At 58.5% G+C, this 12,958-nt stretch carries 9 protein-coding genes; 3 read left to right on the top strand and 6 right to left on the bottom strand.

The features are described from left to right. Window positions 1–110 precede the first annotated feature (110 nt). Together IC761_RS23730 and IC761_RS23725 are read left to right on the top strand one after the other, a co-directional pair. Window positions 111–662: a TetR/AcrR family transcriptional regulator gene (locus IC761_RS23730; protein ID WP_195799042.1), complete on the top strand. Its 552-nt coding sequence runs from the start codon at window positions 111–113 to the stop codon at window positions 660–662. Between the two features lie 92 nt (window positions 663–754). Continuing rightward, complete coding sequence (locus tag IC761_RS23725; protein ID WP_195799041.1) at window positions 755–1,726, top strand: alpha/beta hydrolase family protein; 972 nt, start codon at window positions 755–757, stop codon at window positions 1,724–1,726. 18 nt (window positions 1,727–1,744) lie between these two features. Here the strand turns inward: IC761_RS23725 and IC761_RS23720 are convergent, their stop codons facing one another. Further along, window positions 1,745–2,635: a LysR family transcriptional regulator gene (locus tag IC761_RS23720; RefSeq protein ID WP_195799040.1), complete on the bottom strand. Its 891-nt coding sequence runs from the start codon at window positions 2,633–2,635 to the stop codon at window positions 1,745–1,747. Window positions 2,636–2,791: 156 nt separating this feature from the next. Here IC761_RS23720 and IC761_RS23715 point away from each other — a divergent pair, with 156 nt between their 5' ends. Then, entirely contained in the window at window positions 2,792–3,364 is a 573-nt protein-coding gene (locus tag IC761_RS23715; protein ID WP_195799039.1) for a hypothetical protein, read from the top strand. Window positions 3,365–3,672: 308 nt separating this feature from the next. On the opposite strand, the gene IC761_RS23710 is transcribed toward IC761_RS23715, so the two are convergent. From IC761_RS23710 to IC761_RS23690, 5 genes are all read right to left on the bottom strand, one after another. After that, on the bottom strand, window positions 3,673–3,906 hold the full coding sequence (locus tag IC761_RS23710) for a hypothetical protein (RefSeq protein WP_195799038.1): 234 nt from the start codon (window positions 3,904–3,906) through the stop codon (window positions 3,673–3,675). Window positions 3,907–4,059: 153 nt separating this feature from the next. Next, window positions 4,060–4,662 (bottom strand): hypothetical protein, encoded by a 603-nt coding sequence (locus IC761_RS23705; RefSeq protein WP_368367066.1) that lies wholly within the window; start codon window positions 4,660–4,662, stop codon window positions 4,060–4,062. A gap of 1,121 nt (window positions 4,663–5,783) precedes the next feature. After that, on the bottom strand, window positions 5,784–9,977 hold the full coding sequence (locus tag IC761_RS23700) for a caspase family protein (protein ID WP_195799037.1): 4,194 nt from the start codon (window positions 9,975–9,977) through the stop codon (window positions 5,784–5,786). Then, on the bottom strand, window positions 9,955–10,896 hold the full coding sequence (locus tag IC761_RS23695) for a lipase family protein (RefSeq protein ID WP_210338483.1): 942 nt from the start codon (window positions 10,894–10,896) through the stop codon (window positions 9,955–9,957). Before IC761_RS23695 ends, IC761_RS23700 begins: the two co-directional genes overlap by 23 nt. Window positions 10,897–11,397: 501 nt before the next feature. Then, entirely contained in the window at window positions 11,398–12,678 is a 1,281-nt protein-coding gene (locus tag IC761_RS23690) for an MFS transporter (protein ID WP_210338482.1), read from the bottom strand. Window positions 12,679–12,958 lie beyond the last annotated feature (280 nt).

Below are 12,958 nucleotides of genomic sequence, written 5' to 3'. Positions count from 1 at the left end.
CGTTCCGTGGATCACGTGTTTTGATTACGATCGTAATCATTGCTTAAAATGACGATCGTAATTATAAATGTCAAGACCCCCTTGGCGCGTCGTGGTTAAAGGTCTGGAACATGCGCATCTCGAAGGAAAAAGCGGCGGAGAACCGCGATCGAATTCTCAAGGCCGCATCCCGCCTGATGCGCGAACGCGGCATCTCCGGGGTCGGCGTGGACGAACTGACCGAAGCGGCCGGCATGACTCACGGCAGCCTCTACAGCCAGTTCGGCTCCAAGGAGCGGCTGGTCGAGGAGGCGATCGCCGACGCGATCGCGACCAAAGGACAGGAGCTGCACGCGGGAGCCACGCTCCACGATTACGTTTCGGAATATCTCTCGCCCGAGCACCGCGACGAGCCGGGCGGCGGCTGTCCGTTTTCGGCCTTGTGTTGCGAGATGCGCCACCAGAGCAAAGCCGCGCGCGATCGCTTCACGGCCGGGGTGAAGGGCATGGTGGGTTGGATCAGCGGCCAACTGAATGCCGGAGCGAAGCAAAGGCGTCGCGAGGATGAGGCGCTCGCGACCTTGTCCTCTCTTGTCGGGGCGGTCGTGCTCGCGCGCGCCGTGAACGATCCCAAGCTGTCGGACGACATTCTTCGCGCGGCCAGGAGCGAGTTGGGCCTTTGACCACGCCCTCGACAGCATCCGGCGATCAATTGAAGCCACAATTTGGGTGTTGTCTCCAATCGGCTCACGGGCCGGATCAGGGGGGACTTCCGTTGCGCATCACGCTTTGGGCTTTCGCCATCGCTCTCTGCTGTCTCGGTTCGCCCGCCGATGCTGCCGGCATTCAGCTTCTCGACTCAGATCCGGCGCTGTCAGGCGCGATCTGGTATCCCTGCGCGGCGGAGCCGGCCCATGTCGCACTCGGCAAGCTCTCGGTCGGCGCCGATTTCGACCTCACGGGCGCGAAGGACTGCCCCGTCACCGGCGCAAAGCTGCCACTGGTGATCTTTTCGCATGGCAGGGGCGGGTGGTTCGGCGCGAACCATGACACCGAGGAGGCGCTGGCCAATGCCGGCTTCATCGTTGCGGCCATCAACCATCCCGGCGACACCACCAACGACTCGTCGCGGCGCGACGCCCTGTCCCTCTGGGGATCGCGACCCGCGGACATCGTGCGTCTGCTCGATTTCGTTCTGAACGACTGGAAGGACAGGGCGGTGATCGATCCCGCCAGGGTCGGCTTCTTCGGCTTCTCGCTCGGCGGCGCGACCGGCTTCGTGCTGATGGGGACCAGGCCGGATTTCGCGCGGATCGCCAGCTTCTGCAAGGAGACGACCGGCGCCTGCGCAGAGCTTCACAACGGCGAGACGCCGCCTGAACCGCTCAGGGATGCGCGTATCCGCACGGCCGTCATCGTCGATCCCGCGCCCGGGGTGCTGACGCGCGAGAATCTCGCCGTCGTCAAGCTGCCGTTCCAGTTCTGGCGGTCGCAGTTCGGCGGGCCCGGTGTCGGCGACGGCTCAGGCACGGCGCGCGTTGCGGAGGGCCTGCCGGGCCAGCCCGAGATTCACGTCGTTCCGGCCGGTCACTTTGCGTTCCTCGCACCGTGCTCGGCCGAGCTTGCAGCGGCCATTCCGCGCATCTGCACCGACGTGCCGGGCTTCGATCGGGCGGCCTTTCACCGCGAGTTCAACGCGGCCGTGGTGCAGTATTTTCGCGCGCAGCTCGGCGGCGCAGAGCAGTAGACGCCGTGGCGGCCCATATCAGCTGGACGCCCCGGCAAGCTTGCCGGCCTTGGCGAGCAGCAGCTTCAGGATCGGCGATGTGTTCGCCTTGTGATAGGCGATGACGAGGTCGAGTGTCGGCACTTCGCCTTGCACCGGGCGGGTCGTGATCGATTCCGGGAGGTAGCGCTTGGTGTAGGCCGGCAGCAGCATGATCGCGCGGGTCGACGTGATCATCGAGATCGCATGGACGACATTGTGCACCTCGCGGTCCGGCTTGAGGTCGATTCCGGTGCGCTTGAAATAGTCCAGGACGACGCGGCGCACGGCGGGAGCGGCCTTGGACGGGAAGTAGAATGTCTCGTTCAAGATCTCGTCCGGTGCGATCGCGGCTTGCGACGCGAGAGGATGGTCGCTCGGAAGAACGAACAGCAGGGGATCCGTGCGCACGCGCCGCGTCGCCAGATCGCCCATGTGCTCTTCCGGCCGCATGAAGGCCGCATCGAGCTTGCGCCTCAACAGGGCTTTTGCAAGCGCAGGCGAGTAGTCGCTCGACAGGCGGATGTCGATGTCGGGAAATTCGCCGCGCAACACGCGGTCCACCTCGGGCAGCAATCCGATCTCGGCCCCGGATAGAAAGCCGAGCGCGAAAGTCGGTTGTCCGGGCTGAGCTGCGCGCAGCGCGGCTTCCTTGGCCGCCTCCGCCTGCACGAGCGCCATGCGGGCATGATCGAGAAAAGCCTTGCCCGCCGGTGTCAGCTCGATGCCCTGGGCGCTGCGTATCATCAATTGAGCGCCGATCTCCTGCTCGAGATCGCGGATTTGCCGGCTGAGCGACGGCTGGGAGGTGTGGAGCGTTTGCTCGGCGGCAACGGTCAGGCTGCCCGCGTCGGCCACGGCGACGAAGTAGCGGAGATGCCGGAGCTCCATCACAATCTCCCATATCTCGCAGGCATGGGCCCAGCCTACAAAGTCTTTTTCCCGCGGGCCAGCCTCTCTATAGCAGACAGCAGGGCCTCATGTCGGATCTGCCTCGGAAGCAGAGCCTGTCGCAAGGCCGACATCTTCATTTGGCAGGGCAAGCGGATGGAAACGGACGTCGTGGCACTTCAGCAGGCGATGCTCGGTGCGTGGGAGAGCATCGCGCCGGAGGTGCGGCCGAGCGCGAGCAAGAACCCGGACGGCACGCTCAAGCCATTTTATCTCAAGCGCACCTTCAAATATTTGCCGTCCGACCGCTTCGAGCTCGACGTCATCAACTCGGCCGACCCCTACGGCGCCGTGCCGCTGGTTCGGATGAGGATCGGCGGCCACATGCTGTGGCGCGGCGCCCATCCGATCGCGCCGGGCGCGCAGAAGGTCGACTTCGTCGCCGACGAAGCCTACGAGGTCACGCCGCTCGCGCAGGGGTTCGCCGATCTGCTTAACAAGGTGGCTTCAGCCGGATATGCGCCTTGGGCCGTCAATTCATCCCAGAGCATTTTCGGCAAGGTCTTTGCGCCGTTTGCTCTCGCGGCGGGGACGAACTTCATGGAGTACGACCTCGTCTATCTCCGAGGCGATCTCCTGTTCTGGGGCGCCCGCAACATCGACGGTCGTGGCTTCGACGCCGAGCAGAACCGGCCCACCAATCTTCAGATCCCGCTGGTTCGCAGATAGGCCGTGCGCCAACGTTTGGCGCGCGAGACAGCCGCTATGCAGGCACTGCCGCCGCCGGGACGCTTCACCAAAGCAAAGGCCGCGGCCGCCAGCAGGCAGAGGATTCCGGCCAGAAGAAACGCCGGCACATAAGTCCCGCATCTCTGCTGACGCCCGCGGCAAAGGCCATCAGCCCGACGCCGAGCTGATGGGCGGCGAAGATCCAGCCGAAGATCACCGGGCCCATTTCTCGCCCGAACGCACCGACCGTCAATCTGACTGTCGGCGGAACGGTCGCGATGAAGTCGAGCCGAGATGACCGATAGCAGTTAGATTTTCGCTTTTGCCACGTATTGTCCAGCTACACATTTGTAGCGATCAATCCGCCAATCATCCGACCGATAGATCGGGTGATTGGTCTTCCATTGAGCAAGGCCTGCTTGGGCCCCGATCAGGCATTGTTGAAAAGTAATTGCGGCATCCAGATTGGAGTTTGTCACGACCACTTCGGTGCAGTTGCTGGAAGCAATGGAACAGAGCACCGCAACAAGGGTGACGGGCATTTGAACAATCCCTGATGGTGATAAAAAACGGAGAGCTTGAAAAATTGATCGCTAATGGGACGATTATGCTTCCCGAATGTTTCAAGGAGATTTCGTTGGTAATCCTTTGGCGTCGCGAACAAGCCCGCACCCGGTAGCCCAAGGCCTGAACGCTTACGGCGGCAGACGTCCTGCCGCTCCCACGACCAGTTGAGGGTTGGGCGCGGATTGACGGGAACGCGCGAAAACAAAACGCGATGCCACGTGTATTTCCGCTGTGGCTCTACCGTCTTGGCCGATGAGGATCAATCCGGCTCCGCCATTTGCAACATTCAGGATGATTGGCTCGCCACTCCAGGTCGTGATTGGCTCCATTCCAATGATGAGAAATTCACCCATAGGCTGATCAAGATACTGGATGCGCAATTGCGGGCCGACCTCGGCCGCAGCAAGTTCGAAGCCGAGCTGTCGAGCGCGCGCGTAAACGTTTGCCAACGTCACGGTATCGGACGTGAAGCCAAGCTGCGCCGGTGTGACGGCGATAAGATCCACATCTATCTTGTGAGCGCCAACGGTAAATGCCGACCGAGCAAGGATTTCCGCGGCCTGCCCTCCGACATTGCAGCCCATCCGATCCAGCTCGTTACGCAGCCTGATCGAGTCAGCAAAGGTGCCGATCGCAATCGTCTTCCACGTCGCAATGTCGCGAGCGGACTCTATAGGCAGTTGAGGCGCTTGGGCGGAGCGTATGGTGAGCTTTAGCTGGTTCTGCAACACATCCCGGGCTGCGCATTGAGCCCACGTGGTGCTCGCGAACGGAACCCCGCAAGCCACACAAAGCATGGATGCCATGAAGTAACGGCCAATTCGGCCTGCACTGGAATGATCATTGCCTGCCCTGCAATCGGCTCGGCATGTCGGAATGGGCATGCGAAATCGCTTTTTTGGTCAACGTTCGACAGAAAAAAGACCCGCCTCCGAGTCAATGGGAAGAACGGAGGGCGTTAACGTCAATGAACTTTGCCCGGCCGGCTTTGAAATGCGTCCGGAGGCGGGGCCTATGGCTTCAAGTATTCCATTCTCAAATACAGGCGGCAGTCCGTAAGCCTGATCACCCGCCCGTGCATCAGACCTAGGGGGAATGATGTAGGTTGAAGATAACACCAAGGTTGCATCGGCTCAACACGGAAAGTCTGACCGTCGTGTCCTCATGGGCATCTTCTGGGCCTTGCGCACTGAAGCCCCCTGGCGTGATCTGCCTGTGATGTTTGATCTGTCACGCAGGCACTGCCGCCGGCACCGGTCGCCTCACCAAGGCAAACGCCGCGGCCGCCAGCAGGCAGAGGATTCCGGCCAGAAGGAACGCCGGCACGTAAGTCCCGAGCGCATCCCGGCTGACGCCCGCGGCAAAGGCCATCAGGCCGACGCCGAGCTGATGGGCGGCAAAGATCCAGCCGGCGGGTCGCCGCGAAGTTCTGCTTCGGCATCGCGGGGATCGACGGCGTGAACGGCGATGCCGCCGCCCCTGACCTGGCCCGTGCAAGAAATTGCTCCGGCGCATCGAAGTCGCGCTCCGCTCGGAATAATCCTCAACACGAAATCGTAGCGCAGGGAATTGCTGCATTTGGCTAACTCATTTTCCTTCCCTGGACGTGTACAAAAGAGGGCGAAATATCCGCCCCGCGTTTAGGCTTACCAAAGCCAACGTTTATAGATGGCGTCCATCTGCGCCTTAGATCCACTTGAGAAATGGTCGCGGCGCCTGCCGAAGGAAATTGGGGGCGCTGAGTGACCAATTTGCGCCCGGGGAACGGCGTCAGAGCTTCCAACTGACATGCATTTGCCAACGAGGAGCCGTTGATCCCGAAGAAGCACGATCGACCCATCTCACCGCAAATTCAGTTCATTCGCGTGTTCAAGCAACGGAGCGATAGAATTCCGTTGCGTGTCCCGACAATAATTGCGTCGTTCGAAACTGAAATTCCGGTTATCGTGCTCCCCACCTCAGATCTAAGAACTTCTCCGGTCTCCAAATCCCACATGTGCAACGTCTCGCCACCGCTGGAGACGACGACCGGTCGCTCATTCAATATTGCGAACGCAACGGACGACGCTCCCAAGCCGGATTGAGGCTCCACCAACTTCTTGTCTGAAGAAAGGTCCCACAGATGTACTTTCCCACCGCTTCCAAATACCAAAATGAGACTTTCACCAAGATAACCGAGCGCAACTGAAGAGATCCAATCTTCGCAATAAAGTCTCCTAAGCTGGGCGCCGGACTCAAGCAAAATTACTATCACCGCCTTAGTCGTTCCATTCTCGACCAGAACCGCGATCGGCATATCATTTATGGTTCCAAATGCAGATGGGCTTATTCCCAATACGCAGCCACGCAATGGATCATCCTCGACAAGGGCCGTCGCATCCAGCGCAAGGCGCCAATCTTGGACATGCTGTGCATCACTCCGTGAAATAACAACTGCTTTGTCTGTCAATGCCCCGATTGCGAACCAAGCTCTCCTCCTTGGTCCTTCAATCGGATTGCCAACGAAGTGTTGAGCACCTGTCACATAATCCCAAATACGGATCTTTCGATCGGCGCTCGCGGACAAGATCACGGCCCGATCGTCGATTCTCGCTAAAACCACGGATGTCACGGCGCTCGAGAGCCCCTGAAGAGTTCTGCCGAGCATCTTTCCCGAAGCTAAGTCAAAGAATCTGATGATTCCATCGGTGCAGCCTGCGACGACAAGGTCTTTGCCATCTATAGTACCACAGGTTAGAGCCGAGACACCGATTGTAGTCTGGCGATCGGAGAGATGGCGTGCATTCAAATCCCAAACACGAAGCTTTAGGTCTCTGCCGCCCGACACGAGAACTGGTCGATTATTGATCTCCAAGAGCGCGAGCGCCGCAACGTCACCCTCGTGCCCGACCAAGGGTTCACCACGTTGAACACCAGAATTTGGATCCCATAGCCTGATCGTGCCATCCGAGCCACCTGAGAAGATGGTTGGTAAACCTTCCAGCACGCCTATCAGAAGAGAACGGATCTCGCCGACGTGACCCTGTAGCAACCGCTTGTCCATTAGACTGGCAGCAAGATTCCAAACATGAATTACACCGTCTTGCCCTCCGGACACGGCAAGGGATTGCTTGTCCACTTCACCAACGACTATCGAGATTACACCCGAGCCACTCTCGACTAGAGTTCGGTGCGCCCCAGAATCCAATTCGAGGAGATCAACTCTTCCGCGGGCTGACCCGATGAGCACAATCGGCTTGTCTCTGTCAGTCACTAGGGCAATCGAGGTAACTCTTTCTTTCCAGCGCGTTGCCGGTGCGATGTGTTGCCAGCCGGTTTTAACCTCCCAAATCCGAACGCCGCCGCCGAATGACCCTGTTATCGCGACCGGCTGGTCATGAACTTGCCCAAGCGCGATCGAGGTTATTTCCTCATCGATTTGCTCGTTCTCGATCGCTAGAAACTCATCCCAATACGTTCCCAACATGATGTCCATCAATTTCAGGCGATTTCGATCTACAACGATCGCGGTGGGCCGACCATTACAATTTGTTAGAAAGCCGAACCTAGCTGACGGTAGCTCGCGGAGAATCGTGCCCGTGGTGATATCCCAAACTTGAATGGATTCATCGTTCAGCGCGGCAAGAATCGAAGGCCGATCGTCGATCAAGACCACTTTTAGATATTCAACTTGCGCGATCGTGGAGAACGATCGGTGAGTCGATATCGCTTGCCAATTTGCCCATTGGACGAACCAAGGAAGTCGATCAGGTACGTTCCAATGATCCGCTAAAGTCTCGTAACCTTGCTGCCGTGCGATCATCTGCAAACGAGCTAACCGAACATCTGGCAACTGGTCGCGGATCCGCTCAAAAGCGATTGAATAGCAGGTGTAGACTGCAGCTGATCTAGAATCGGTCGAGTTTGACAAAGCCTGATAGAGACGTTCGGCATCAGCACATATAAGAAACTCAATATCGGCCACCAGCTCTGCCAGAATTCCCGCTTTGAGCGCATGTGCCGCTAGGTGATTCAACAAATACGGATGGGCGTCAGACCAATCGGATACACGCCCGCGAGTGATACGCGATGCTCTCCTATCGAGAAGACAAGCCACAATGCGCTCCTGAGCGGCCCTATCATCCTCTAAACTGCCGCGGAGATATTTTGCGATACTTTCATGATACAGTCGGTAGACTGAACGATCGTGCTCGGACGCCTCGACGATAAATGCGGCAACAAATCTTCGTACGTTTGAGATGTCGATGTCGGTGATACCTAGACCAGAGAGCGAGGTGGCAACTGGAGACCAGATGTCCGCCCAGGGAAGACCTTCTCCTTCCGCGAACGCCAGCGGAAGCAGAACGGCGCGAGCCGTCGAAGACGTGACACTGCCTCGGCTGCGAACAAAAAGACCGGAAAGAAACTGATCAAAGGCTTCATCGACGCCAGTCGGTAATCTGTCGATCCAACCAACTTCCGTTGTATCCACCGCAGATTCAGTAGCCAACAAGGCTTGCACCGCCGTGTGTGCAACGAGGAAAACGTTCTTTGCGCACTCTGCAATCGCCGAAGCAACTTCTTCCGCACGCTCCTCCAAGTTATTGTAAGGTGTTAAACGTCCCGGCTCTTCCGTGGCGAGCAGGCGAGACAGAACATATTGTCGCACATCGTTCGGTTCGATGTATCTTTCGTCATCAAGATCGATCTCGATAACCCTTTTGGCAATCGTTCGAAATCTTTCATCCGCGGTTGAATCGGGACGACTACCTATCAGCAAGAACACGTGCCAATGTTCGGCGAGAGGTCGAAGCAGCTGAATACTGATTTGGTCAGGCTCAACGGCCTCGTCGAGCGCATCCAACACGATCACGACCTTCCTACCCAATTGAGAGATTGCAGATATCAGGCTCGAAGGGTCTGCCGCATCTAGGGATAATCGAGCAGCAATTTCTTTGGTCACATCCGACAAAAGTTTGTGTCGAGCATGAACCGCGACATCGATGATGCCTTCCGGCGGGACGGTTCTCGGGTCAAGACCCGTTCGACTTGCTGCTGCCAATACTTCTTGTCGGTAGGATCGATCAGCAAGCGTCACGAGACGGGCAAGTAATGCTGATTTTCCGCTGCCTGCGCCCCCGGTGACGACGTGTGGATAGCCCAAGGAGGTATCTCCCGACAACCAAGTGACGAGGTCACGGAGAGCCACTCGACGGCCCGTGAAATACCACCCACTCACGTCAAGGCTTGCGCCACGGGCTTTCGGAAGCCAGTGATTCAAAAAGGACCTTTGTGTATCCAGATCCAGACCCGAGCGTATTTGTGAATTAAAGTGTGGGTTGGGAAAAATTCTGCAGCGTCCACGAACGTTAGCGCTCGACCACGAAGCAATTTGCGTGGGGTAATGTTTGGATAAATAGCCATCGACCGCTTCCATGACTTCGTCGATAGCTAGGTAAGCTTGCGTCGCGCCACCAAGTTGTTCGTCTCGATTAGCCAATGCTAATGCGAGCGCGGCGGAGAAGGCTCCTTGTTGCGCTTCCTGCTTCGGTCTCGCGGCAGCCATAACGAAAACGGAAGGCCCTCCACCAGTCTTTCCGGCCAAATCGTGGACGATTTGCGAAAATTCTGCCGCTCCAGCACCTGCGTAGCATGTGTCGAGCATCACCATAATTTGGGACGCCTTGGAGTTTTTCGTCAGGAGTCGAGCAAGGTCCTCGGCTGGAAGGGCGGTCGTGTCGTAGTCGGAATCAATCGAATCGTGCACCAATAAATAGAACCGCTCGTTGTCGCGGACACCGTGGCCGGTATAATAGACGACGATAAGATCGTCGGCACGGCTGTCATTTCGCAAATCTTCGAGGGCCTTCTGGATCTGAGTCTTGCTGGGATCAAGACTCGAGGCTCTTTGCTGTCGATCGTACCCCAGAGAAGCCAGACTGTGCGAAATACGATCCAGCTCTTGGGGCACGAGCGGGAGATTGAGATCGGCCAATTCCCTGAATTGCGCCGTTCCAGCGGCGATCAAGAGCCGACGGGTCGTTTCAGAGTCCTGACGCGACGGCATGACCTAACTCTTTAGTCGTGAGATAGCGGGTGGCGTCGTGCGCATTGGCGCCATTGTCTATTGACGCATCCGTCACGTCGTCGCCAAAGCGGCTCGAGAGCGCCTTCACGAGGGCAACAACATCATATTTGTCCGCGATATTGAACCATCGCCGCACCCCTGGAGGCCAAATTCCAGTGTCCTGTTGCGGGGCAGGCCGAAGTTCTTCGAAGATGATGTTGCTGATTCCGAGGGGGGAGCCGATTGTCACGAAGGTGTGCACAGGCCACTCGGGATGATTGCAAAGCGATTCATATGCAACAACTGATCCGAGAGAATGCGCGACAATTACCGAAGTATCAGAGTCTATCTTTCGCTCTATTCGCTCTTGCGCGGTGCGGCGCACTTCTTGATCGATCAAGTACCGCCTTACTTGTTTGAGATCAAAGATTAGAGCCCTTTCGCCAATCCCGGCGAAGAATTTCGACTGGCTCAAAGCATTGAGAGCTCGCTGAACAGAGGTCGGCGTTCGTACTTTTGTTTGCGCACCGACGCCAATGACCATCGGATCGATCCGCGCGGCTTCTAGCCACCAGCGCTCAAGTAACTCCTTCTCCCTCTCGTCTGTGATGTCCGATGCATCCAGCGGTGGCACCATCGTAGCCTTTCCTAGTGGTCGAAACAAATCCCCATAGAAAGCGCATGCGAAGTCGTCATCCGAAGCCATGGATCGATCGACGCGACACAACCCGTCCTTTAGCGCCGGCAGCCAAGCCGATCGTATCGTGTTTTCACCCGAAAATTGATGACCGACTCCGTGCACACCAATCACTCGCACCATGAATTTCCTCACGATCTTCGAAAGGATCAAACCACAGATACACTCAAGATTAACGGTCATCTGGATGATGACATTGATGCCAGACTGACCGATGCTCACAGCTGAACACTAGTGTGGTTGAGACATTAGCAATTTGCAACGTTTTGGCGACGCAAAGCACGGATCGTGCCCGCCAGAAACTCGCTCGCGGAACCGAGGCCTCGAGCGATGCGGGCGCGGGCAACGACTAGTTCTCAGCATGTTAGCGTGTTGCCATTGGGCTGCCGTTGCCAAGCTACTATCACCGGCAGAGCGTTCAGGACATCAGACTCGTAGAATTTGAATCGGGTCCGACAAAGTGTGATCCGACGCAGATTTGAAAGTGTCGGAAGGTGGTAGAGGTACGGGGGCGCGTACTGATAAATCGTCGGTGATGTCTGCTTCGCTCCGATACCGACGGTCCGTACGCAAACTACGGCAAATGTCGCGATGGGTCCCGAAGGTGACGTCGCGCATTGTTGCGTCAATGTTCGGTTGCGTAAAGAAAACGAGTCAAATATCTGGAACCCGTTCCGGTTCCATCGAAATGGGCTCTAATGGTGCTGCAATGTTTGGCGCCCGCTACGCAGCAACCGCCGCCGGCGCCGGTCGCCTCACCAGGGCAAAGGCCGCGGCCGCCAGCAGGCAGAGGATTCCGGCCAGAAGGAACGCCGGCACGTAAGTCCCGAGCGCATCCCGGCTGACGCCCGCGGCAAAGGCCATCAGGCCGACGCCGAGCTGATGGGCGGCGAAGATCCAGCCGAAGATCACCGGTCCCATCTCCCGCCCGAACGCACCGACCGTCAGTCTCACCGTCGGCGGAACGGTCGCGATGAAGTCGAGCCCATAGAGCATCGCAAACGCGCTCATCGCGCCCAGCGTCGCGTTGGATCCGACGAGCCAGATCAGCGCGAGCCCGCGAAAGCCGTAATAGATCGCGAGCAGCCATCGGTTGTCGTAGCGGTCGGACAGCCATCCAGAACCGATCGTGCCGATCAGGTCGAACACACCGATCATGGCGAGCAGGCCTGCCGACGTCACCGCCGGCAAGCCGAGATCGCCGCAGAACGGCACGAAGTGGGTCGATGTCAGCCCGTAGCTGGAGACGCCGCAGATCAGGAAGGTCAGCGCCAGCACCCAGAACACCAGGCGGGTTGAGGCCAGGCGCAGGCCCTGGAAGCTGATCGCCGCAAAATTCTGCGTCGGCATGGCGGGGATCGGCGGCATCGCCGTCTCTCCGAGCGGCGCCAGCCCCAATTCCTGCGGGCGATCCTTCCCGAACAACAGAAACAGGGCGAGCGACAGGAGAAGTCCGAGGCCGGAGGGGATCAGCGCGACGCGCCAGCCCCAATGCTCGGCGATCCATGCGCCGAGCGGCATGAAGATCAAGGTGCCGGTCGCGATCGAGCCGTTGAGGAGCCCGACCACCAAGCCGCGATGGGTCGTGAACCAGCGCACCGAAATGACCGCTGCGAGCTGCAGCGCCGTCAACCCCGGCGCGATGCCGAGAATGAGCCCGAGGCCGAGCCACATCTCGAACCGGCCGGTCATGACGATCGTCAGCAGCAAGCCGGCCAGCGCCAGCGTGCCGGCGACCGCCAGCATCATCCTCGGGCCGTAGCGCAGCATCAGGCCACCGGCGAACGGTGCCACCAGCCCGAACAGCGCGAAGCGAAGTCCTTGCGACGCCGACAGCTCGCCCATGCTGACGTGAACGTCGGACGCAATCTGCCGCATCAGGACGGCGGGCACGCCGAGTGCCGAGCTTGCAAACAGGGAGTAGAGAAATCCCAGCGCCGCCATCACCCAGCCGTAGTGGATGTTGCGAGCGGCAGCTTGCCGCGCCATGAACTCCGCAACCATGGCCAAATTCCCTTCGATGAAAATGAATTCTCTGAAAACGCCCCGAGGCTATGCCGGGGCTGGTTCCCGCTCAAGGTGAAATTAGGGGCAGTGCAAAGGCGCGTCGCGCGGAAGCCAACAAAGGGTTGCGTGTCGCGAAATGCTCTTCACCGAGCCGGACATTCACTTTTCGGACGATGGCATCATACCCCTGTTTTGCCCGACGAGTCAAACGAGCTTCGCAAAATACGAAATCACTTCGGGGCCAACGGATTGGCTACTGTGCATGGGGTTGTTTTGC

It is taken from the genome of Bradyrhizobium commune (assembly GCF_015624505.1).
GTDB classification, from domain to species: domain Bacteria; phylum Pseudomonadota; class Alphaproteobacteria; order Rhizobiales; family Xanthobacteraceae; genus Bradyrhizobium; species Bradyrhizobium commune.
The sequence above is the reverse complement of the archived record's forward strand: the minus strand, read 5'-3'. Positions and strand labels throughout refer to the sequence as shown.

Excerpts from the sequence above, each read along its gene's own strand:
- IC761_RS23730 (WP_195799042.1), top strand. The coding sequence starts at position 111 with ATGCGCATCTCGAAGGAAAAAGCGGCGGAGAACCGCGATCGAATTCTC.
- IC761_RS23720 (WP_195799040.1), bottom strand. The coding sequence starts at position 2,635 with ATGGAGCTCCGGCATCTCCGCTACTTCGTCGCCGTGGCCGACGCGGGC.
- IC761_RS23715 (WP_195799039.1), top strand. The coding sequence starts at position 2,792 with ATGGAAACGGACGTCGTGGCACTTCAGCAGGCGATGCTCGGTGCGTGG.
- IC761_RS23710 (WP_195799038.1), bottom strand. The coding sequence starts at position 3,906 with ATGCCCGTCACCCTTGTTGCGGTGCTCTGTTCCATTGCTTCCAGCAAC.
- IC761_RS23700 (WP_195799037.1), bottom strand. The coding sequence starts at position 9,977 with ATGCCGTCGCGTCAGGACTCTGAAACGACCCGTCGGCTCTTGATCGCC.
- IC761_RS23690 (WP_210338482.1), bottom strand. The coding sequence starts at position 12,678 with ATGGTTGCGGAGTTCATGGCGCGGCAAGCTGCCGCTCGCAACATCCAC.